Annotated in this window: 19 protein-coding genes; 9 read left to right on the top strand and 10 right to left on the bottom strand. The window is 64.2% G+C overall.

What is annotated here, in order from left to right:
* Window positions 1-184 precede the first annotated feature (184 nt).
* Window positions 185-4867: an NAD-glutamate dehydrogenase gene (locus JI749_RS14460; protein ID WP_233280776.1), complete on the bottom strand. Its 4683-nt coding sequence runs from the start codon at window positions 4865-4867 to the stop codon at window positions 185-187.
* A 282-nt stretch (window positions 4868-5149) separates the two neighbouring features.
* Here JI749_RS14460 and JI749_RS14455 point away from each other — a divergent pair, with 282 nt between their 5' ends.
* Entirely contained in the window at window positions 5150-6181 is a 1032-nt protein-coding gene (locus JI749_RS14455; RefSeq protein WP_201655337.1) for a sulfate ABC transporter substrate-binding protein, read from the top strand.
* Window positions 6182-6250: 69 nt separating this feature from the next.
* Here JI749_RS14455 and JI749_RS14450 read toward each other — a convergent pair whose 3' ends face one another.
* The 3 genes from JI749_RS14450 to JI749_RS14440 all read right to left on the bottom strand — a co-directional run bounded on the left by JI749_RS14450 (window position 6251) and on the right by JI749_RS14440 (window position 7893).
* On the bottom strand, window positions 6251-6535 hold the full coding sequence (locus JI749_RS14450; RefSeq protein WP_201655334.1) for a DUF6894 family protein: 285 nt from the start codon (window positions 6533-6535) through the stop codon (window positions 6251-6253).
* An 83-nt stretch (window positions 6536-6618) separates the two neighbouring features.
* The gene (locus tag JI749_RS14445; protein WP_201655331.1) at window positions 6619-7158 is read right to left on the bottom strand and encodes a flavin reductase family protein; all 540 of its coding nucleotides are present in this window, start codon (window positions 7156-7158) and stop codon (window positions 6619-6621) included.
* A gap of 132 nt (window positions 7159-7290) precedes the next feature.
* Window positions 7291-7893: a superoxide dismutase gene (locus JI749_RS14440; protein ID WP_201655328.1), complete on the bottom strand. Its 603-nt coding sequence runs from the start codon at window positions 7891-7893 to the stop codon at window positions 7291-7293.
* A 121-nt stretch (window positions 7894-8014) separates the two neighbouring features.
* Here JI749_RS14440 and JI749_RS14435 point away from each other — a divergent pair, with 121 nt between their 5' ends.
* The 5 genes from JI749_RS14435 to JI749_RS14415 all read left to right on the top strand — a co-directional run bounded on the left by JI749_RS14435 (window position 8015) and on the right by JI749_RS14415 (window position 12188).
* The gene (locus JI749_RS14435) at window positions 8015-8680 is read left to right on the top strand and encodes a helix-turn-helix transcriptional regulator (protein WP_201655325.1); all 666 of its coding nucleotides are present in this window, start codon (window positions 8015-8017) and stop codon (window positions 8678-8680) included.
* A complete protein-coding gene (locus tag JI749_RS14430; protein WP_407644885.1) occupies window positions 8677-9168 on the top strand; it encodes a group III truncated hemoglobin in 492 nt (163 codons plus the stop codon). The genes JI749_RS14435 and JI749_RS14430 overlap by 4 nt, the downstream gene beginning before the upstream one ends.
* Window positions 9169-9360: 192 nt before the next feature.
* Window positions 9361-10230 (top strand): sulfate ABC transporter permease subunit CysT, encoded by an 870-nt coding sequence (cysT, locus tag JI749_RS14425; RefSeq protein ID WP_201655322.1) that lies wholly within the window; start codon window positions 9361-9363, stop codon window positions 10228-10230.
* Window positions 10220-11131 (top strand): sulfate ABC transporter permease subunit CysW, encoded by a 912-nt coding sequence (cysW, locus tag JI749_RS14420; RefSeq protein ID WP_201655318.1) that lies wholly within the window; start codon window positions 10220-10222, stop codon window positions 11129-11131. The genes cysT and cysW overlap by 11 nt, the downstream gene beginning before the upstream one ends.
* A 19-nt stretch (window positions 11132-11150) precedes the next feature.
* On the top strand, window positions 11151-12188 hold the full coding sequence (locus tag JI749_RS14415; RefSeq protein WP_201655315.1) for a sulfate/molybdate ABC transporter ATP-binding protein: 1038 nt from the start codon (window positions 11151-11153) through the stop codon (window positions 12186-12188).
* A 55-nt stretch (window positions 12189-12243) separates the two neighbouring features.
* Here JI749_RS14415 and JI749_RS14410 read toward each other — a convergent pair whose 3' ends face one another.
* A complete protein-coding gene (locus tag JI749_RS14410; RefSeq protein WP_201655312.1) occupies window positions 12244-12711 on the bottom strand; it encodes an Lrp/AsnC family transcriptional regulator in 468 nt (155 codons plus the stop codon).
* Between the two features lie 125 nt (window positions 12712-12836).
* On the opposite strand from JI749_RS14410, the gene putA reads away from it, so the two are divergent.
* Complete coding sequence (gene putA, locus JI749_RS14405) at window positions 12837-16250, top strand: bifunctional proline dehydrogenase/L-glutamate gamma-semialdehyde dehydrogenase PutA (protein WP_201655309.1); 3414 nt, start codon at window positions 12837-12839, stop codon at window positions 16248-16250.
* Window positions 16251-16405: 155 nt separating this feature from the next.
* Here putA and JI749_RS14400 read toward each other — a convergent pair whose 3' ends face one another.
* The 5 genes from JI749_RS14400 to JI749_RS14380 are packed head-to-tail and all read right to left on the bottom strand — an operon-like array spanning window position 16406 to window position 20441.
* A complete protein-coding gene (locus JI749_RS14400; protein ID WP_201655305.1) occupies window positions 16406-16897 on the bottom strand; it encodes a GAF domain-containing protein in 492 nt (163 codons plus the stop codon).
* A gap of 10 nt (window positions 16898-16907) precedes the next feature.
* Window positions 16908-17657: an ABC transporter ATP-binding protein gene (locus JI749_RS14395; protein WP_201655302.1), complete on the bottom strand. Its 750-nt coding sequence runs from the start codon at window positions 17655-17657 to the stop codon at window positions 16908-16910.
* Entirely contained in the window at window positions 17654-18487 is an 834-nt protein-coding gene (locus JI749_RS14390) for an ABC transporter ATP-binding protein (RefSeq protein WP_201655298.1), read from the bottom strand. The genes JI749_RS14395 and JI749_RS14390 overlap by 4 nt, the downstream gene beginning before the upstream one ends.
* A complete protein-coding gene (locus JI749_RS14385; RefSeq protein ID WP_201655295.1) occupies window positions 18487-19386 on the bottom strand; it encodes an ABC transporter permease in 900 nt (299 codons plus the stop codon). Before JI749_RS14385 ends, JI749_RS14390 begins: the two co-directional genes overlap by 1 nt.
* Window positions 19386-20441 carry an ABC transporter permease gene (locus JI749_RS14380; RefSeq protein ID WP_201655292.1) on the bottom strand — a complete coding sequence of 352 codons (1056 nt, stop codon included), beginning with the start codon at window positions 20439-20441 and terminating at the stop codon, window positions 19386-19388. Before JI749_RS14380 ends, JI749_RS14385 begins: the two co-directional genes overlap by 1 nt.
* A gap of 149 nt (window positions 20442-20590) precedes the next feature.
* On the opposite strand from JI749_RS14380, the gene JI749_RS14375 reads away from it, so the two are divergent.
* Window positions 20591-21265: a helix-turn-helix domain-containing protein gene (locus JI749_RS14375; RefSeq protein ID WP_201655289.1), complete on the top strand. Its 675-nt coding sequence runs from the start codon at window positions 20591-20593 to the stop codon at window positions 21263-21265.
* Complete coding sequence (locus JI749_RS14370) at window positions 21265-22851, top strand: ABC transporter substrate-binding protein (protein WP_201655286.1); 1587 nt, start codon at window positions 21265-21267, stop codon at window positions 22849-22851. Before JI749_RS14375 ends, JI749_RS14370 begins: the two co-directional genes overlap by 1 nt.
* Window positions 22852-22914: the final 63 nt, after the last annotated feature.

Here is a 22914-nt window from a genome sequence, read left to right as displayed (position 1 = left end):
GCTATTCTGCTTTTGTTCGCAATGGGTGAAGGAGGTCCCACTGCTTCAACTATCGCGATGTCATTCCGGCGAAGGCCGGAATCCAGGTCCGCATCCCACCTCGACCACAGCGCTCGCGGTGGATGCACAGCATGGATATCGGCTTTCGCCGGGATGACATCGTGGTTGGTAGAACCCTCGAGCCTCAAGCCTCCTGTGCAAGGTCCGCCAGCAAGCCTGCTGCCACCGAGAGCCGAGACACGGTCAACTCGCCCTGCGTCAGCTCCGCCACCGCGGCAGCCGTACGCGCGATAGCAGGTCTGGCGGCCCACCCGGCAAGGCCACCGTCGCTCTTTAGCACGTCGGCCGTCAGGTCGCGCTGCGCGCGCATGACATTGGCCAGCGCCCGGTCCAGCGCCATGCGGTCGAACCGGTCGCTGAGCTGGATGCCACGTCCCTGCTCGATGACCGGCCAGAGCTGGAACGCCGCGAACACCCCGAAAAAGGCCGCGGCGCCGTCGCCAACCGACACGCCAGACCGTTCGCTGACCAGCACGATGTCGCTGGCATAACTGAGCACCGGCAGCTCCGCGATCCGCCGGGCGGTTTCCCCCGGCACGCCCTTGGCCATCAGCTCTGCCACCCGGCCGGCAACGTCCTGCGCCAGCGAAGCGGGCAGGGTGGTGTCCAGCATCGACCGCAGGGCCGCTGCGCCTGCTGCATGCCGCTCGACGAGGGTCTTGAGGCCCTGCGTCACATCCGCGTTGCGCAGGAACCACAGGCTCTCCTGCCGCAGCACCTCCATCACCTCGGCATAGAGCGCCAGTTGTACCTTGCCGGCCACGGCGCCATCCAGCGCATCGATGGCGCTGTTGAGATCAGGCAGCCCATAGACGTCGCGCGTGGCGGCGTACGCCAGGGCGACCTCGCCGGGGCTGGCGCTGGTCGCTGCGGTCAGCTCGGTTACGAATGCCGGGCCGCCGCGATTGATCATGGCATTGGCCAATACGGTCGCGATCACTTCGCGCCTGAGCCGATGGTGGGCTACGGCGTCGGGATAGGTCTGGTGCAGCGTTTCCGGGAAATACCGATAGAGCTCTCCCGCCAGGTAGGCATCATCGATGCTCTTGCTCTCCAGCAGGTCGGCATAAAGCGTCAGCTTGGCATAAGCCAGGATGACCGCCAGCTCCGGTCTCGTGAGTGCCTTGCCCGTGGCTGCCCTCGCATCCAGCGCCGCATCGCCGGGTAGGAACTCCACCGCGCGATCCAGCAGCCCACGCTCCTCCAGTTGCCCGATAAGCTCACGATGGTCGGGCAGCTCGCTCAATCCTGCGCGCCGCGCCAGCGATATCGCCAGTCCCTGCATGTAGTTGTTGCGCAGGCAAAGCGCCGCGACCTCGTCGGTCATGGTCACGAGAAACGCGTTGCGCGCGGCAAGGTCCAACCGTCCATCGGCCAGCAGCGGCGCCAGCGCAATCTTGATATTGACCTCGAGGTCACTCGAATTCACCCCGGCCGAATTGTCGATGGCGTCCGTATTGATGCGACCACCGGCCAGCGCATATTCGATGCGTCCGCGCTGGGTCACACCTAGATTTGCGCCTTCGCCAACGACCTTCGCGCGGATGTCGCTGCCGGTAATGCGAATGGCGTCGTTGGCCCGGTCGCCCACATCGGCGTCGGTCTCGAGCGAACTGCGCACATAGGTACCGATGCCGCCAAACCACAGCAGGTCCACCGGCGCCTTGAGGATTGCGGTCATAACCTCGGCTGGCGTTGCATGGTCGGCCACAAAGCCCAGGGGCGCCTGCATCTCCGGCGTCAGCGGGATCGACTTGAGGCTGCGCGGAAATACGCCGCCGCCCGCCGAGATCAGGCCCTTGTCGTAATCCTGCCAGCTCGACCGGGGCAGAGCGAACAGCCGCTGCCGTTCGGCGAGGCTGCGCGCCGGATCGGGATTGGGATCGATGAAGATGTCGCGGTGGTCGAAGGCTGCCACCAGCCGGATTTCCGGCGATAGCAGCATGCCGTTGCCGAACACGTCGCCACTCATGTCACCCACGCCGGCAACCGTGAACGGCTCGCGCTGGATGTCGCGATCCATCTCGCGGAAATGCCGCTTCACCGCCTCCCAGCCGCCCCGCGCGGTGATGCCCATCTTCTTGTGGTCATAGCCGGCCGAGCCGCCCGACGCGAACGCGTCACCCAGCCAGAAGCCGCGCGATGTCGCAATGCCATTGGCGGTATCGGAAAAACTGGCGGTTCCCTTGTCGGCCGCGACGACGAGATAGGGGTCGTCCCCGTCCCGACGGACGACGTCAGGCGGCGGCACTACCGCGCCGTCGACCAGGTTATCGGTCACGTCGAGCAGGGCGCCGATGAATATCTTGTAGGCCGCCATGCCCTCCGCCGCGAACGCCTCACGCGCCATGCCAGGCACCAGCCGCTTGGGCACGAATCCACCCTTGGCGCCGACCGGCACGATCACCGCATTCTTGACCTGCTGCGCCTTGACCAGGCCGAGCACTTCGGTGCGGAAATCCTCCGGCCGGTCCGACCAGCGGATGCCGCCGCGGGCAATGGCGCCAAACCGCAGGTGCACGCCTTCGACCACGGGCGAATAGACCGAAATCTCGCGGAACGGCCTGGGCGCGACCATTCCATCCACCAGGCTGCTGTTGAATTTGATGGCCAGCGCCGGCATCCGGTTGCCATCCGGGTCGCGCTGGAACGCATTGGTTCGTACCGATGCGTCCACCAGGTTGAGGAAACGCCGGACGATCGTGTCCTCGTCCAGCGATTCCATGGCGTCCAGTGCAGCCATCAGCCGCTCCCGCGCCGCACCAGCCTTGGCGTCGCGGTTCACTTCGGCGGGGTCATGCAGCGCCCCAAACAAGGCCACCAGCGCCGACGCCGCCTCGGCCTGCTTGACAAGGACGTTGGCAATGTAGCGCTGGGAATAGGAAATCCCGATCTGCCGCAGATAGCGTGCCAGCGCCCGCAACAAGGCCGCATCATGCCAGGCCAGTTCGGTCCGGCTGACCAGCGTGTTGAGCTGGTCGCTCTCCGCCAACCCCTCCCACACGGCCAGGAGGCCCGCCTCGACCGCCGCTCCGCGCGCCTCGACATCGAAGGCACTGCCATCCTGCGGTTCGAGCACCATGTCGTGCAGATAGCGCTCCACCCCATCGCGGGGCACGATCGTATAGGTGCGTTCGTCGATCACCCGGAAGCCGAAGGCCTCCAGCATCGGCACGCGATCGCTTAGCGGGATGGCGCTTTCCCGGTGGTAGAACTTCAGCCCCAGCGTCCCGTCGGTGCCCGTCCGCGCATGAAGCCGCATCGCCACGCCGGAGCCATCGCCCAGCCCGCGCAGCATATCGATGTCATCGAGCGCCTCGCGCGCCGAATTGCGCGACTGGTAGGCAGGCGAAAACGCTGCGCGATAGTCGCTGATCGTGGCTGGATCGATCGCTGCCGCCGCCAGCATATCCCCGAAGTTGGAGGTCAGCGCATTGACCCGATCTTCCAGTTCCGCCCGTTCGGGGCGCGGGGTCGGTCCGGCGACGCGGCCGATGATCACGTGCAGGCGCACCAGCTCCCCTTCGGGAAAGTGCGGGTAGAAAGCCGAGACACGCCCGTCATACGCCTGTGCCAGGTAGCGCGTAATCCGCGCCCGGGCCTCCCCGTCATAGCGGTCGCGCGGCACATAGACGAGCACGGACACGAAGTTGTCGAACCGGTCGATACGCGGCAACACCCGCACGCGCGGCCGGTCATAGAGCCCGGCAATCGCCGTGGCGAACTCGAACAACTGGTCGACGCCGATCTGGAACAGCTCGTCGCGCGGATAGGAGTCGAGGGCGCTGAGCAGGGTGCGCCCATCATGGCCCAGCGGATCCACCCCGGATTTGCGCATCACCTCGGCAATCTTGCGCCTGATGATCGGCACCTCGGTATGCGGGGTCGCCTGCGCCTGCGCCGTGAACAGACCCACGATGCGCAGCTCGCCCGCCGCCTCTCCGCTCGCACCAAATATCTTGATGCCCACATAGTCCATATGCACCCGCCGATGCACCCGGGCGCGCACATTGGCCTTCGTCACCAGCAATGGCTCGCTCGAATTCATGAAGGCCGTATGCTGCGGCGTCGATTCAACGAAGCTCGAACCGCTTCGCAGCACCTTGAGGTCCGGGTCGCGCAGAATGCCCAGGCCGCTGCCCACGACAGGCATCAGTCCGCCATCGGTCAGCCGGTATTCGCGCATCCCCAGGAAGGTGAAGTTATGCTCGATCAGCCAGTCGAGAAAACGCAGCGGTTCGTCCTTGAACGCATTCGCGCTGCCCTCGAGCGCCCCGATGCCGCGCCGCAGCCGTTCCAGCATCGGCTGCCAGTCGCGCACCGCGCGGGTCACGTCGACCAGGGTAGCCTCGACCTCGGCCGTGAGCGCCTCGAGATCGGCCACCGGATCGCTGTGGATATGCAGCAGGCTCAGCGCCCGCCCGCTTTTGTCGCTGACCTTTCCCGCCTCCAGGCGGACCACGGGGTGGGCAAACATTCTGACCGTGCCGCCCGCGGCGCGCACTGCCGCCAGCGCGCTGTCGACGATGAACGGCATGTCCGGGGAGACGATATCGAGCACCAGCGGATCATCCGGCCTGGCCGGCGGGGTGACCGTCAGTTGGCTGCCGTCGCCGGAATAGCTCAGCAGCCGCTGGTAGGCGTGTCGCAGACCGGCCTCGAACCCCTGGGGTGACTGCCGCTTCAGGTCCTCACCATCAGTCGCCAGGATCGCGGCCTTGAAGAACCGGGCGAAGCTGGCGTCCTCCCCGGCAAGGGCGGCAGCACGGTCAAACAGTGCCAGGCGGCTTGATTGTCCCAGGTCCATCGAACGACTCCCCAAAGCGCCCATCCACTCTAGGCAGCCCAGGCGCATCTGTCTGCCATCCCTTTAGATCATGCCGCCCACCCTCAACCCGGCAAGCGCGCAATAATTGGAACCAGTTTGCGCACAAGGCCCCGTTTCGGAGTCCGTGGCGCGCTTTTTCTCGACTTGTTGGCGTTTTGAGCAAAGCGTTTCTCCGCAATGCCGCAACGAAGCGCGGCTTCGCCTTGCGATACACGAGTGGTCTGGTAGTGTTTTGGCTATCGATCTCAGCGGGAGACAGAGATGAAGAACGCGTCCAAATACATCGCCTATACGGCCCTTGCCGCCGCGCTGGTGCTCGGTTTCGGGGTCACCGCCCATGCTCAGGATCGCAGCCTGATCAACGTGAGCTATGACCCCACGCGCGAACTCTACCAGCAGTTCAACGAGGCCTTCATCGCCCATTGGCAGGCGGAAAAGGGTGAGACGGTCAGCATCGAAAACACCCATGGCGGCTCGGGCGCCCAGGCCCGCACGGTCATCGATGGGCTCGAGGCCGACGTCGTGACCCTGGCGCTCGAAAGCGACATCAACGCCATTTCCGATGCCAACCCGGCGCTGATCCCGGCCGATTGGCGCGGCACGTTCGAAAACAACAACGCCCCTTACACGTCCACCATTGTCTTCCTGGTGCGCAAGGGCAATCCCAAGGCGCTCAACGACTGGGGTGACCTGGTCAAGGATGGTGTCGAGGTCATCACCCCCAACCCAAAGACCTCGGGCGGCGCTCGCTGGAATTTCCTGGCCGCCTGGGCATGGGCCAGGGCACAGGAAGGCGGTTCGGATGAAACCGCCCAGCAGTTCGTGACCGATCTCTACAAGCACGTTCCGGTGCTCGACACCGGCGCTCGCGGCGCCACCACCACCTTTGTGCAGCGCGGCATTGGCGACGTCCTTCTCGCCTGGGAAAACGAAGCCTATCTCGCTCTGGAAGAACTGGGTCCCGACGCCTTCGATATCGTGACGCCTTCGGTATCCATCCTGGCCGAACCGCCGGTCGCCCTGGTTGTCGGTAATACCGAGAAGAAGGGCACGACCGACCTGGCCAAGGCCTATCTCGAATATCTCTATTCCGACGAAGGCCAGGCGATCGCCGCCGCAAACTACTATCGTCCGTTCAAGCCGGAAGCCGCCAGCCCGGAAGACATCGCCCGCTTCGGCGAAGTCAACCTCGTGACTATCGCCGATTTCGGCGGTTGGCGCGAAGCCCAGCCGAAATACTTCGGCGACGGCGGCGTGTTCGACCAGATCTATACCGGCACGCCGGCGCAATAGGATCGTCCTCCCCGACGCAGCAACGCCGGCCTTCGTGGCCGGCGTTTTGCTTTCGGGGCCCGTCCGTCGTCAATGCACGGTAGTGGGCGCGATGACGTCCTGTTCGTCGCCATCCTGGCCAATCTTGGGCCCGGCCCAGAACACCAGATAGAGCAGTTCTTCTCCCGCAGCATCCGTGATCTCGATCGAGCGCGGGATGCGCGTATCGCCACCGGTGCTGGCCGCCTGCTCGACGATGGCCTTGGCCATCGCCGCCGCATTCTGCTCGGCGGCCTCGATGTCGGGCAGCTCGCTGCCATCGGCATCGCGGATCAGTTCATCGTCAGTGCGATAGTGAAAAAAGAACCGGGGCATGTCGGCCTCCCTCGACAGGGGAAACGTCGCATTCGGCGCGAGGTTGCCGAAGCGGTTCCACCAGCTTGGCAGCTTGGCGCCGTTCAGTCGACCCCGCTGACGCCTCGGTATTGATGGCGCTGCCAAAGCAGCGGCGCCCGGCTCGTGGTCGTCTCGGCCTCGATGATCGCCCCGGCAAACAGCACATGCGTACCCGTTTCGATCGATCCGATCATGTCGCAATCAAGGGCGGTCACGGCACCCAGCAACATCGGATGGCCAGAGGGCCACTGGCTCCAACTGCCAAGGTTGAACCTGTCTTCCGGAGCAACCTGGCCGGCGAACGCATCGGCTATATCCGCCTGGTCGTCGGCCAGCATGGCCAGAGAAAACCCGCCGGTCTTGGTGATGAGGTCCGCCAGGCGGCTCATGATGTCGATGGAAATCAGGATCGTCGGCGGGTTGATGGACAGCGACAGCATCGAGGTCACCGTTCGTCCGATCCGCTCCTCGCCACGCCGGGCCGTGACCAGGCTGACCGTCGAGGCCATGGCCGACATGGCCGCACGGAATTCGACATTGCTCACGACCGGGCGGCGCGGCGGATGCAGTTTCATCGTATCGGGCAGTTCGAAATCTGCCATTGCTGCCGTCATGCTTCCAAGTCTTCCTGGTGAGCGGCGCTGCGCTCCAACAAACCACTACGTTATTCCCGCGCAGGCGGGAATCACCGTTTCGGGAGGTCGGCGAACGGCGACCCCGCCTGCGCGAAAAGCCTATCCCAGATTGGCTTCGGCGAACTCGTAATTCGCCAGCTTGTCGAGGAAGTTGGTCACGTAGTCCGGCCGCCGGTTGCGGAAATCGACGTAGTAGCTGTGCTCCCACACGTCCAGCCCCAGGAGTGGTTTGCCCTCGCCCGTCGCCAGCGGGTTGGAACCGTTCGGCGTCTTGGTCACCTTGAGATTGCCGTCACTGCCGAGCACCAGCCACGCCCAGCCCGAGCCGAACTGGGTCGTGGCCGCCGTCTTGAACTGTTCCTTGAAGGCGTCGACCGAGCCGAGGTCACTGACGATCTTGGCTTCGAGCTTGCCGGGCAGGGCGCCGCCCTTGGGCGACAGCGCATTCCAGAAATGGATGTGGTTCCAGTGCTGTCCGGCATTGTTGAACACCGGCGCCAGGTCCGCCTTGCCATTGGCGAAGGCGATGATCTCTTCCAGCGACTTGCCTTGCAGGTCGGCATTCTTTTCCACAAAGCCATTCAGGGCCGTGACATAGGCCTGGTGATGCTTGTCGTGATGCAACTCGAGCGTTTCCTGGCTCATGCCGCGTTCGGCAAGGGCAGAATGCGAATAGGGGAGGGCAGGGAGTTCAAAGGCCATTTCCGGCTCCTGTTGGTCAGCGCAACCAGCGCGTTCGGGTCTGCGACAACGCTGGCGCTTGCATTCCGTCAGCGTGCCGTCTAATTTCCAAGCAATGACTTTGAAAACCTCTCCCACCGATATGTCAAGGCCGAACTTGGAAAATGTAGCCTGGTCGCCGCGCAGTCCCGCCGAGCGGGTGCTGATGGTCCTCAAGATGCACGGCGCCCTGTCCTCCGCCGCGGTCGGAGCCAAGCTGGGCACATCGGGCGAGGCGGCGCGACAGCAACTGGTGCGCCTGGCCGAAGAGGGGCTGGTGGCGCCGAGCAGCGAGGCAAAGGGCGTCGGTCGCCCCACCCAGAGCTGGAGTTTGACGCCGGCCGCGCAGGGGCGCTTTCCCGACACCCATGCCGCTCTCACGGTGCAGTTGCTGGGCATCGTGCGGAACTCCTTGGGCGAGGCGGCCCTCGACACCCTGATCGCCGTCCGGGAGACCGAGACCCGCATGATCTACGAGACCGCGCTGGCCGATCGTGTCAGCTTGCGGGAAAAGGTAGCCGCGCTCGCCGACCTGCGCTCCGCCGAAGGCTATATGGCCGATTGGCGCGAAGAGGCCGACGGCACCCTGGTCCTGGTCGAAAACCATTGCCCCATCTGCGCCGCGGCGGTTGCCTGCCAGGGCTTTTGCCGTGCCGAACTCGACGTCTTCCGCTCGGTTCTCGGCACGGGCACCGAAGTCGAGCGCACCGAGCATATCGTTGCAGGTGGGCGTCGCTGCAGCTACTCGATCCGCGAGACGGCCCCATGAGCGACGACAATCCTCGCCCGCCTGTCGGTACGCGGCACCAGCGCGTTGGCTGGGAGACGCCCGAGGGCCTCGACGAGGCCATGATCCGCGCGGTGGTCGACCGCTTCTATGCCGACGCGCGGCGCGACCCGCTGATCGGTCCGGTGTTCAATCGGATCATCGCGCCGGAGGCCTGGCCGCATCACCTTGCCACCATCGCCGATTTCTGGAGCTCGATGCTGCTCGGTACCGGCCGCTATGCCGGGCGGCCCATGCCGAAGCATCTGGCGATCCCGGAACTGTCGGACAGCCATTTCATGCGCTGGCTGGCCTTGTTCCGGCGGACGGTGGAAGAGCTCTGCCCATCCGAAATCGCCGCCGTCTTTATCGAGCGCTCCGAACGCATCGGCAACTCGTTCCGCATGAACATCGCCATGCGGCGCGGTGAGGACATCACCCGAATGGCGCCATTGGAGCGCGAGACGCCGGTGTGGACCCCTCCGCGGTAAAGTCACCGCGCGCCTCACGTGCTGAATCTCTCCTTGACCGCAGGCGCAGAATTTTTTTCCGCCGCGCTGATCCCAAACGCCACCGCCTCGCTTTGATAAACCCGACCGTTCCACTAGGGTCACCGCCGCCGAACCGGGTTGAGAGGTCGACATGCACTGCGCCGCCAGAACTGCTGCCTTCAGGGCTGCCGCTTGAGCACCGCCGTCTCGACCGCCAGGCGCGCTGGCCCGCGCTTTCGCCAGCAGAGCGTCATCCCGGGCTTTGGGCTTACCCTGGGTTTCACCCTTACCTATTTCTGCCTGATCATCCTCATTCCGCTGATCGCTCTTGCGGTTCGCTCCGCCGGCCTCGGTCCGGAGGGCTTCTGGAAAGCCGCCACCGATCCGCGCGTGCTCGGCTCGCTGCGGGTCAGCTTCGTCACCGCGCTCTTCGCGGCCGCCATCAACGTCGTTTTCGGCACCCTGATTGCCTGGGTCCTGGTGCGCTACCGCTTCCCTGGTCGCCGCATCTTTGATGCCATCATCGACCTCCCGTTCGCGCTGCCGACGGCTGTCGCCGGCATTTCGCTCACCGCCATCTACGCCCCCAACGGCGTTATTGGAGGCCTGTTCGCGCCTCTGGGCTGGCGCATAGCCTACACGCCCATCGGCATTACCATCGCGATGATCTTCATTGGCCTGCCTTTCGTGGTCCGCACCATCCAGCCGATCCTCGAGGAGGTGAGCCACGAGGTCGAGGAAGCCAGCGCCACGCTCGGCGCCAACCGCTTCCAGACCATTGCCCATGTCATCCTGCCCAGCCTGATGCCTGCCATTCTCACCGGCTTTGCCCTCGCCTTCGCCCGCGCCGTGGGCGAATACGGCTCGGTCATCTTCATTGCCGGCAACATTCCCTTCGTCTCGGAAATCGCCCCGCTCTTGATCGTCATCCGCCTCGAAGAGACCAACTATGCCGGAGCCGCAGCCATCGCCTCGGTCATGCTGATCATCTCGTTCGTGCTGCTCTTTGCCATCAACCTGATCCAGGCATGGTCGCGCCGGAGGTATGGCTATGGCAGTTAAGCTCACCGCACGCCGCAGGCGCCGCGTCTCGCCCACCAGCGAAAGCCGTCCGGTCCAGTGGCTGCTGATCGGCATCGCCGCCCTGTTCATGGCGGTCATCCTGCTGCTGCCGCTCTATGCGGTATTCCACGAGGCCTTCATCAAGGGCATCGGCGCCTTCTTCGCCGGCCTCGCCCATCGGGATGCCCAGGCAGCCATTCGCCTGACACTATTGGTGGCGGCCATCGCCGTGCCGCTCAACGTCGTCTTCGGCCTGGCCGCCTCGTGGGCCATTGCCAAGTTCGAGTTCAAGGGCAAGGCCTTCCTCATCACCCTGATCGACCTGCCATTCTCGGTCTCCCCGGTCATCTCTGGCCTCGTCTACGTGCTGTTGTTCGGCGCGGGCAGCGTGCTGGGGCCATGGCTCAAGGCCGGCCATTCCTTCGATCTTGGCCTCTTTACGCTTCACTTGCCGCCGATCGAAATCCTGTTTGCGCTGCCCGGCATTGTGCTGGCGACCATCTTCGTCACTTTCCCCTTCGTCGCCCGTGAACTCATCCCGCTGATGCAGGATCAGGGCACCGGTGACGAGGAAGCGGCGCTGTCGCTGGGCGCCAATGGCTGGCAGACCTTCTGGCGCGTCACGCTCCCCAACATCAAATGGGGCCTGCTCTATGGCGTGCTCCTTTGCAACGCCCGCGCCATGGGCGAATTCGGTGCCGTCGCTGTCGTCTCCGGCAAGATCCGAGGCCAGACCACGACCATGCCGCTGCAGGTGGAAATGCTCTACAACGAGTATAACGGCACGGCGGCCTTTGCCCTCGCCTCCCTGCTGGCCATGCTTGCGCTGGTCACCCTGGTATTGAAGACTCTTCTGGAATGGCGCTTCGGCGAGGAAATCGCCGCCGGCGCCAAACACTGACGCGTAGGATCGAGTGACTATGGAAGTTCGCGTTCAAAATGTGCGCAAGGAATTCGACCGGTTCCCGGCGCTGCATGACGTGTCGCTCGATATCCGCTCGGGCGAACTGATCGCGCTGCTAGGCCCCTCTGGTTCCGGCAAGACGACCCTGCTGCGCCTGATCGCCGGCCTCGAAATGCCCACCGCCGGCAAGATTTTTTTTGGCGACACCGACGCGTCGGAAAAGACCGTGCAGGAGCGCAATATCGGCTTTGTGTTCCAGCACTATGCCCTGTTCCGCCACATGACGATCCTTGAGAACATCTCCTTCGGCCTCAAGGTTCGCCCGCGTTCCACCCGCCCGCCCGCCAGTGAAATCCGCCGTCGCGCCATGGAGCTGCTCGATCTCGTCCAGCTTTCCGGGCTCGAGAAGCGCTATCCCAACCAGCTGTCCGGCGGCCAGCGCCAGCGCGTCGCCCTGGCGCGTGCGCTCGCCATCGAACCGGCCGTGCTGTTGCTGGACGAACCCTTCGGCGCGCTCGACGCCCAGGTCCGCCGCGAGTTGCGCAAGTGGCTGCGCGAGATCCACGACCGCACCGGCCATACCACCGTCTTCGTGACCCACGACCAGGAAGAAGCGCTCGAGCTTTCCGACCGCCTCTGCGTCATGAGCCAGGGCAGGATCGAGCAGGTCGGCACGCCCGATACCGTCTACGATCACCCCACCTCGCCCTTTGTATTCGGCTTTATCGGCGAATCCAGCGAATTGCCCGTCACCGTCGAAAATGGCGAACTGTGGGTTGGCGGCCGTGCCATCGGCCTGCCTGCCGGCGACGCCAAGCCCGGCAATGCCCGACTGTTCTTCCGCCCGCACGATGTCGAACTGATCGAAGCCGATGCTTCCCTCGCCGGGGTTGTCAGCACCAGCCGCCGCGTCGGCGGCACGCGTCGCGTCGAACTCGAAATCGGTGGCGCCGGTCACCTCGTCGAAGTCGACCTGCCGTTCGATCACCCCGCCGGCGAAAAGACGCGCCTGGCCTTCCGTCCCAAGCGTTGGACGCTGTTCCCAGCCACTTGAACCGGCTAACGCCAGCAATCAGCAAGCAATCTTGCGGCATGCTGGGAGCGAGCGCTTAGTCCTCGTCCCCCTTCACGGCCTCCATCGACACATGCGTACTCGTATGCGCCACATGGGGTAGGGCGCTGATCTTCTCACCCAACACTTCACGATAGTCCGCTATATCCTTGGTTCTCACCTTGAGCAGGTAATCGAAGCTCGACGCAATCATATGCGCCTGTTCCACCTCCGGTATCGCCCGCACCGCCTTGTTGAAGGCATCCAGCGCCGCCTTCCGCGTATCCGACAGCCTCACCTCGACAAACGCCACATGTAGCAGCCCCAGCCGCCGGGGATCGATTACTGCCCGATAGCCGAGGATATAGCCGGCTTTTTCCAAACGCGTGATCCGCGCCTGGCAGGGTGTCTTGCTCAGGTTCACCCGCCGGCTGAGTTCTGCCACGCTGATCCGCCCGTCCTTGGCCAGCTCAGCCAGAATATTGCGATCAATCTGGTCCAAAGTCTCGTAAGTGACAATCTTCATGGCCATTTATCCTGTCGCTGGCCTTCACGATAACGCTTCGCGCTGCCATGCGCCACCATATCAGGCGAAACGCCTGCTGAGGTCACGGTATTATCATGATCGTGATTGCAAGATACGGAGCCATAATGAATCAGACCGGCATCACCGCCGCCCGCCAGGCCCTCCGCGCCCACACCCTCGCGGACGAAACCACGCTCGTCCGTGATCTCATTGCCGCCACCGGTCTCGACGACACCGCGCGCAAGGCCATCTCCTCCCACGCCGAAACCCTGGTCACCACGGTGCGCAAGGGTAACCGCCTGGGCTTGATGGAAAGCTTCCTCGCCGAATATGGCCTCGCGACCGACGAAGGCGTGGCGCTGATGTCCCTTGCCGAAGCTCTGCTGCGCGTCCCTGACGCGGAGACCGTCGATGCCCTCATCCATGACAAGGTCGGCGGTGCCGATTGGCCCGCCCATTTCGGCGGCTCGCCCAATGCCCTGGTCAACTTCTCCTCCTGGGCGCTGAGCCTTACCGCCGACGTTCTCGGCGATCCCGAAGTCGGTCTGCGTAACGCACTGCATCGCGCGGTCGCTCGCCTGGGCGAGCCGGTTATCCGCACGGCGGTCGCCCAGGCGATGCGGCTGCTGGGCAGCCAATTCGTGTTCGGCCGCACCATCGACGAGGCTATCCAGAACGCCAGAAAGCCCGAAGCGCAGGGCTACCGCTATTCTTACGACATGCTCGGCGAAGCCGCCCGCACCGGCGCGGATGCTGCCCGCTACTTCGACGCCTACGCGCGCGCCATCGCGACCCTGGCCCCACACTGCACCGCGGCCTCCGTGCGGGACAATCCGGGTATCTCGGTGAAACTTTCGGCGCTCCATCCCCGCTACGAATTCGCGCAGCGCCACCGCGTCATGTCGGAACTCGTTCCGGCGACGCGCAAACTGGCCCTTGCGGCCAAGGCTGCCAATATGGGTTTCAACATCGACGCCGAGGAGGCCGACCGCCTCGACCTTTCGCTCGACATCATCGCCGACGTGCTCGCAACGCCGGACCTTGCGGGCTGGGACGGCTTCGGCGTGGTCGTCCAGGCCTATGGCAAGCGCGTACTGCCGCTGATCGACTGGCTCGATGCCACTGCCAGGTCGCTTGATCGCCGCATCATGGTCCGGCTGGTCAAGGGCGCCTATTGGGATGCCGAAATCAAGCGCGCGCAGGTCATGGGCCTCGACGGCTATCCGGTCTTCACCCGCAAGGCCGCCACCGATATTAGCTATATCGCGGCTGCCAAACGGCTCTTCGCCAAAGCGAGCATCTACCCCCAATTCGCCACCCACAACGCGCATACCGCCAGTGCCGTCCTCCATATGGCCGCCGAAGCGGGAAGGACCCCCGACACCTACGAGTTCCAACGTCTCCACGGCATGGGCGAGCGTCTGCACGAAGTCCTGCGGACCACCGCCGGCACCCGTACGCGTATCTATGCCCCGGTCGGGGCCCATAAGGACCTGCTGGCCTACCTCGTCCGTCGTCTGCTCGAAAATGGAGCCAATGGCTCATTCGTCTACCAGATCGCAGACGAAGACATCCCGGCGTCAACCGTGGCCGAAGACCCGATCGCCAAGGCCGCGGCGCTGGACAGCATCCCCAACCCCGCCATTCCATCCCCCGCAGCCATCTTCGCCCCGCGCCTGAACTCCGCCGGGCTCGACCTCACTGACCCGGTTGCGTTCCCGGCCATGTCCAAATCCCGCGCCGCCTTCCAAACCACGCAGTGGCACGCCGAACCGCTCTTCACCTCTCCCTCTGGGGGAGAGGTCGACCCGAAGGGTCGGGTGAGGGGGCCTTCCGTTAATCTGAGCAACCCAGCCGACCCCAGCGACCGCCTCGGCACCGTCACCAACGCCACGCCCGACGACGTCGCCTCCGCCATATCAGCCGCCACCAACTCCACGTGGCTGCAAACCCCCGTCAACACCCGCGCCGAACTCCTCCGGGCGACCGCCGATCTTTACGAAGCCAACCGCCCCGAACTCTTCGCGCTCCTCGCCCGCGAGGCGGGCAAGACCTGGGCGGATGCCGTCGCCGAGGTTCGCGAAGCGGTCGACTTCCTGCGCTACTACGCCGCCGAGGCGGAGCGCCAAACGCTCGGCGCAGCGCGTGGCCCCATCGCCGCCATCTCGCCCTGGAACTTCCCGCTCGCCATCTTTACCGGCCAGATTGCCGCCGCCCTCGTCGCCGGCAATCCGGTCCTCGCCAAGCCAGCCCCACAGACCCCGCTCATCGCCTTCCGCGCCGTCCAACTGATGCATCAGGCGGGAATCCCCACCGACGCCGTCCAGTTGCTGCCTGGAGCCGGCGAAGTCGGCACAGCCCTGACGAGTAACGCAGCAATTTCCGGTGTCGTCTTCACCGGCTCGCTGCCGACTGCCCGCAAAATCGACTGCGTCATGGCCGAACACCTCGCGCCAACCGTCCCGCTCATCGCCGAGACCGGCGGCCTCAACGCCATGGTGGTAGATTCCACCGCGCTTCCCGAACAGGCAGTCCGCGACATCCTCGCCTCAGCCTTTCAATCGGCCGGCCAGCGGTGCTCCGCGCTGCGAGTGCTCTACGTCCAGGAGGACGCTGCCGAACGCACCATCGAGATGCTCAAGGGCGCCATGGACGAGCTCTCCCTGGGCAATCCCTGGGATCTGAGCACCGACATCGGCCCGGTAATCGACGAAGCGGCCCGCGCAAAAATCCAAGCACATATCGATACTTACGAGAAGAACGGGAATCTGATTCATCGCTTGAAGACGCCGGGGCGCGGCACTTTCGTTGCCCCGGCAGTCCTGCGCATAGGCGGCATCGCCGACCTCGCCGAGGAAATCTTCGGCCCGGTCCTCCACATCGCCACCTTCAAGGCCGATGAGCTGGGTGCGGTGGTTGCCGCTATCAATGCCTCCGGCTACGGCCTCACCTTCGGCCTTCATACGCGCATTTCCTCGCGTGTTCGCCAGCTGTCGAACACGGTGCGTGCCGGCAATATCTACGTCAATCGCAACCAGATCGGCGCGGTGGTCGGCTCGCAACCCTTCGGTGGCGGAGGCCTCTCGGGCACCGGTCCGAAGGCCGGCGGTCCGCATTACCTACCCCGGTTCACGTTGGGTCTGGGCCATGCCGAGACCGCCCCCTTATCGCTCCCCGGGCCTACCGGGGAAAGCAACGTCATGCACACGGCACCGCGTGGCACCCTGCTGTGTCTTGGCCCAACGACTGCCGATCAGCAGGTCCAGGCCGCCATGGCCGCCATGCTGGGCAACACCGCGATCCTGGCCGAGCTCGATCTCGACACCTTGGCCCACGCCAAAACCTTCGACGCCGTGGCCTATTTTGCCGACGACGCCAACCTCCGCGCCATCCGCCGCGCCCTCAGCGGCCGACACGGCGCAATCATCCCGCTGCTGACTAAAGAGGAAGAGGGTGCGCGCCTACTCGTCGAACGCCACGTTTGTATCGACACTACGGCCGCAGGCGGCAACGCCACGCTCATGGCGCAGGCGGGGTAGGGCAGGAACGGGGTAGGGCAGGAAGGTTAGGCGCATTATAGCCCACCCACCAGCCGTCACCCTCGGGCTTGACCCGAGGGCTCTTCACTTTAGGGCCCGTCGCGAAGTACAGCCCCTTCAGGTCATGCCCGAGGGTGACGCTCAGTGGGCGTGAGCTACCCCCGCGCCAGCACAGCCGCCAGCTTCGCGGGCACCGCAATCACGTCGCGGATCGCCTGCACCCGTTCCGGCGTGTAATAGCCGTCCACGTCGAGCATGTTCACCGTGCCCACCAGCTCCCCGCCGATCACCACCGGCATGTTCACCACGCTCTGGCAGCCGAGCGAATTGATCAGCCCATAGTCGGGGAACACCTTGGCGATATCGGCAATGGTGTTCGCCACGAAATACTGCCGCTCCTTGTGCACGATGTCGAACCAACTGTCATAGCGGATCGGTTTGGTGCCTGATGTTGGGTAGTTGGACGGGTCGCTTGTGTAAGCACGCCGCGCCACCTCTGCCTCCATGTCCACTGTCATGAAGGTGAAGAGCTTCGCGCCGACAGTCGCCTGCACCAGCGCCTGCAAGGCGCCGAACGCCGCGTCGGCGTCCTTGGCATTGGCAATAGCGGCGTCGAACTGAGCGACGGCTTTGGAATAGTCAGTCATGGTTTGGTCCTTAGACAGTCAGGCTGGCCCGGCCCTGGGTGGCTGCCAGCAATTCCCTTGAATAGGGTTCGGCGAGGTCTCCGCGTTTGAGCAACGCGACGTCGGCGACTTCGACAATTCGCCCATGCCGCATCACCGCCAGCCGGTCGCAGAGGAAGCTCACCACCGGCAGATTGTGCGTCACCAGCAGGTAGGTCAGCCCCTGTTCCCGCCTCAGCCGCTTGAGCAGGTTGAGGATCTCCGCCTGCACCGAAACGTCGAGGGCCGAGGTCGGCTCATCCAGCAGCAGCACCTTGGGTTCCAGCATCAGCGCCCGCGCAATCGCCACGCGCTGCCTTTGCCCTCCCGAAAGCTGGTGCGGAAAGCGGAAGCGGAAACGGCGATCCAGCCCAACCGCCTGCAGCATCGCCTCGACCCGATCCCCGCGATTGCCGATGCTGTTGATTTCGAGCGGCTCACTCAGCACGGCATCAATGGTCTTGCGCGGATGCAGTGAGCCATAGGGGTCCTGAAACACCATTTGCACCTGTCGGGCTACGGCGCGTTCGATGGCATGGCTGCGCGGACGGGCCAGCACGGCAATCTCGCCTGTCCAATCCGGCGCGAGCCCTGCAATGGCACGCAGAATAGTCGACTTGCCCGAGCCGCTCTCGCCGACCAGCGCAAAGCTCTCGCCTTCGGCTATGTCGAGGTTCACCCCATGCACGACCTTGGTGTCGCCATAGGCAATGTCGAGATTGTTGAGGCGAATGGCGCTCATGTGCCGGCCCATTGGCTACGATCCAGCACAGGCAGTTCAACCCTCACCTCGTCGATAACAGGCATCGCCGCCAGCAGCCCTCGCGTGTAGGGGTGGGACGCGCGCTCCAGCTCTCCCGCCGCGCATTCCTCCACCACCGTCCCTGCATTCATGACCAGGATACGGTCGCAATAGCGGCTGACGAGGTTGAGATCGTGGCTGATGAGGATCAGCCCCATCCCCTTCGTTCTGACCAGGTCGTCGATGATGTCGAGCACCTGCGCCTGCACGCTCACGTCCAGCGCCGAGGTCGGCTCGTCGGCGATCAGCAACTCGGGCTCGGGGATCAGCATCATGGCGATCATGATGCGCTGCCCCATGCCCCCCGATACTTCATGCGGGTACAGCTTGGCGACGCGCCTGGGGTCGTTGATCCGCACCGCCTCCAGCATGCTCATGATCCGCTCATCAACCTGTTGCCGCGGCAGCTTCTCGTGCGTCACCAGCGCTTCGGCGATCTGTTCGCCTACTGTCATGACGGGGTTCAACGAGAACTTCGGGTCCTGCATCACCATCGAGATGCGCGCCCCGCGGATAGCCCGCATCTGCGTTTCCGACCGGCTCAAAATGTCTGCGCCATCGAAATCCAGCCGATCCGCCGTGACCAGCCCCGGCTTGCGGATAAGCTTGAGAATGGCGCGGCCCATCATCGACTTGCCCGACCCGCTCTCACCGACGATGCCAAGCCGCTCGCGGCGCAGATCGAACGAAATTCCCTTCACAACCTCCACCCGACCGCGATGGGTCGGGAAGGAAACGCGCAGGTTCTGAACCGACAATAGCGGCGCCATCACTTGCCCTCGCTCTTGGGATCGAGCACGTCGCGCAACCCATCGCCCAGGAAACAAAATCCCAGCGATACCACGATGATGGCAAAGCCAGGCATCGTCGCCACCCACCACTGGTCGAGAATGAACGTGCGACCGCGCGAGATCATCGCACCCCATTCCGGCAGCGGCGGCTGCGCGCCCAGCCCGATAAAGCCCAGGCCGGCTGCCGTCAGGATCACGCCGGCCATGTCGAGGGTGACCCGGATAATCATGGACGAGGTGCAGAGCGGCAGGACGTGTCGCAGGATGACGCGAACCGGGCTTGCCCCCTGCAGGCGCACTGCGGCGATGAACTCGGCATTGCGGATCGTCAGCGTCTCTGCTCGCGCGATGCGGGCATAGGCCGGCCAGGAGGTGATGGCGATGGCGATGATCGCATTGTTGATGCCCGGCCCGAGGGCGGCCACGAAGGCGAGGGCCAGAATGAGCTTGGGCATGCTCAGGAATATGTCGGTGACGCCCATCAGGATGCGGTCGGTCCATCCGCCGAAATAGCCTGAAATGGCGCCGATCAGCAGCCCCAGCGGCGCCGAAATCAGCGCCACCAGCAACACGATCGTCAGCGTGATCTGCGAACCCCAGATCACCCGCGAGAAGATGTCGCGGCCCAGCTCGTCGGTACCCATCCAGTGGGTCCCCGATGGCGGTGCCAACCGGTTGGCCAGGTCCTGACCGGTCGCCGAGTAGGGCGCCAGCCAAGGGGCAAAAATCGCCGTCAGCAGCAGGAGCAGGATGATGATCCCGCCCAGCACCGACAGCGGGTTACGCAGTAGCGATGCAAAGACCCGATAGGCCCGTCCGGCATTGGCTTGCCAGCGAGAGGTGGGGGAATCGTCAAGCAGCCAATCGCGCGTTGCCATCACCGAGCCCTCGGATCCAGCACGCGGTAGAGTACGTCACTCACCTTGTTGATGAAGATGAACACCGCTCCGATCACCAGTGTCGAGCCGAGCACGGCATTCATGTCGGCATTGAGCAGGGCCGTGGTCAGGTAGTTGCCGATCCCCGGCCACGAGAACACGGTCTCGATCATCACCGAACCCTCGAGCAACCCGGCATAGCTGAGCCCGATCACGGTGATGAGCGGGACGCGGATGGGATTGAATGCATGCCGCCAGATCACAACGCGCTCGGGCAGCCCTTTGACGCGGGCGGTGGTGACGAATTCCTGGCTGAGCTGATCCAGCATGAAGCTGCGCGTCATGCGCGCGATATAGGCCAGGCTGAAAAAGCCGAGCACCGATGCCGGCAGGATCAAGTGATTGATCGCATTCCAGAAAATGTCGATCTCGCCCGCCAGTAGGCTGTCGATCAGGGTCAGCCCGGTCACCGGGTCCACCAACCCATCATAGAAAATGTCGAGCCGCCCCGGTCCGCCCACCCAGCGCAAGCGCGCATAGAACACCGCGAGCCCGACGAGTCCGAGCCAGAAGGCCGGCATGGAATAGCCCAGAAGGCCCACCACGCGGATGATCTGGTCGATGATCGATCCCTGCCGGCTCGCCGCAATCACCCCGAGCGGCACCCCGATCACCACGCCGATGATGATGCCGATCGTTGCCATTTCCAGCGTCGCCGGGAAGAACCGGCTGATATCCTCGGCAACCGCGCGCCCGGTCGATACCGACTGCCCCAGATTGCCCGACAGCACGCCGACAACATAGTTGAAGAACTGCATGTAGAGCGGCTGGTCGAGCCCCATCTGCGCCCGCGCCGCCTCATAGACGGCCTTGGTCGCCCGGTCGCCCACCACCGCCAGCACCGGATCGATCGGGATCACCCGGCCGATGAAGAAGGTGATGGCGAGCAAGCCCAGAAACGTGAGGAAAACCGTCGCTACGAAGCCCAGCAACGCCGACAGGCCACGGCCCCAGCGCCGCCGGGCAACGACGGCGGGGGCAGGTGATAGGGCCATTTGCGGCTCCAGGCTCAAGCAGATTTTCTCCCGTGAAAACAAGGCGCTAGTGCCGCAAGATGACTCTCGTGCGGATTGTGAGGGGCTTCACATTTCGCTTTCACCATACAGAAAACTTTGCTTATATCAAAAAAATTTTGGTGGAATGGATGGCGGGTGTAGCGCTGACCAGAGCTGAGACGGAGGGGCATCCCAAGGTGGGGGCGCTGATCCGTGCCCGCCGGCGCCAGCAGCATCTGACGCTCGAGGCACTGGGCAAGGCCGCGGAAGTTTCGGTGGGCTATCTCAGCCAGGTCGAGCGCGACCATGCCACGCCGTCGCTCGGCACTCTGGCGGGCATCGCCCGGGCGCTGGGCGTCGGCATCGATTACTTCGTTTCCGCCCCATCGGCGCAGACTGCCCTGACGCGCGCCAACGAGCGCAACCGCTTTTCGCTCGATGGCTCGTCCATCGTCTATGAGCGGCTCGGTACCGAATTCCCCGGCAATACCCTGTCGAGCTTCATCATGACGGTTCCGCCCGGCTACCGCTCCGAGACGGTGGCCCACGAGGGCGAGGAAATCCTCTACGTGCTCGAAGGCTCCATTACGCAGCGTCTCGACGACGAGGAAATGGTGATGAGCGCTGGCGATAGCCTGCATTTCCGCGGCAATCGTCCCCATTCCTGGTCCAATCATACCGACCAGCCGGCGCGCCTCCTCTGGACGGGCACGCTCACCCTCTTCCGCTCGTCGGCCAAGCCATCGCGGCAGGTCGCCGCGGCAGCAAAACCCGGCCCCAAGCCGGTGAAGAACAAGAAGATCGTCAAACAGGAGAAACGCTGATGAAGCTCTTTAGGGCTGCTCTGCTTGCAACTGCGCTTTCGCTGCCGCTGGCAGCCGGCGCCGTCTATGCCGCTACCCCCGCCGATGCGCTGGTCATTGCGCAGAATATCGACGACATCGTCGCGCTCGACCCCGCCCAGGCGTATGAATTTACCTCGGGCGAGATCAACACCAACGTCTATGACCGCCTGGTCGGCTACGAAGCCGAGGATACGACGGTCCTGGCCCCGGGCCTCGCCACCGAATGGGTCGCCGACGACGCCGCCAAGACCATTACGTTCACCCTGCGCGACGCCAAGTTCGCCTCCGGCAATCCGGTGCGTCCGGAAGATGTGGTCTTCTCGTTCTCCCGCGTCATCAAGCTCAACCTGACCCCGGCTTTCATTCTCGCCCAGCTCGGCTGGACCCCCGAGAACATGGACGACATGGTCACCATTGCTGATGGCAAGGTGGTCGTGAAGTATGAGGGCGATTTCTCCTCGGCCTTCGTGCTCAACGTCCTGGCCTCGCGTCCGGCCTCGATCGTTGACGAAGTGCTGGTCATGGAACATGCCGAAGGCGAAGACCTGGGCAATGCCTGGCTCAATACCCATTCGGCCGGTTCCGGCCCGTTCGTGATGGAAGACTACCGCCCGGCCGAGATCGTCCGCCTCACCGCCAACGAGAGCTACTTCCGCGGCGCTCCGGCGATGAAATCGATCATCATCCGCCATGTCGCCGAAGCCGCCACTCAGCAACTGCTGCTGACCTCGGGTGACGTTGACATTGCCAAGAACCTCACCCCCGACCAGATCGCCGGCCTGCCCGCCGACACCGTCAAGGTCGAGACCTATCCGCAAGCCGCGGTCCACTTCCTCTCCTTCAACCAGAAGGACGAAGAGCTGACTCCGCCGGCCGTGTGGGAAGCCGCCCGCTACCTCGTCGACTACGACGGCATGACCCAGTCCTTCCTCAAGGGCCAGATGGAAGTGCACCAGGCCTTCTGGCCCAAGGGCTTCCCCGGTTCCTACGATGAAACGCCCTACACGCTCGACGTCGAAAAGGCCAAGCAGATCCTGGCCGATGCCGGCGTCAAGACGCCGATCAATGTCACCCTGGACGTGATCAACTCGACCCCGTTCACCGACATGGCGCAGTCGCTGCAGGCCACCTTTGCCGAAGCCGGCATCAACTTCGAAATCCTGCCCGGCACCGGCGCTCAGGTCATCACCAAGTATCGCGAGCGTACCCACCAGGCCATGCTGCTGTACTGGGGCCCGGACTTCATGGACCCGCATTCCAACGCCAAGGCCTTCGCCTACAATTCCGACAATTCGGATGAGAACTACACCGCAACCACCACCTGGCGGAACGCCTGGGCGGTGCCGGAAGAGCTAAATGCCAAGGTCACGGCTGCCCTGGCCGAGCCCGACCAGGCCAAGCGCAATGAGATGTATGTCGAAATCCAGAAGGAAGCCCAGGCGTCCTCGCCCATCGTCATCATGTTCCAGGCTGCCCTGACCATCGCCATGGCCAACAATGTCGAAGGCTATGTCAACGGCGCGACGTCGGACTTCGTCTACTACCGCCTCGTGACCAAGCAGTAGGCCACTCGAACAGCGGTGGTGCCCAAGCGCCACCGCCACAGGAGCCGGGCTCAGTCCCTCCGG

Origin of the sequence: Devosia oryziradicis, assembly GCF_016698645.1 — a bacterium.
Taxonomy (GTDB): Bacteria; Pseudomonadota; Alphaproteobacteria; order Rhizobiales; family Devosiaceae; genus Devosia; species Devosia oryziradicis.
Note: the sequence above shows the minus strand (reverse complement) of the source record. Positions and strands in the feature narration are given on the sequence as shown.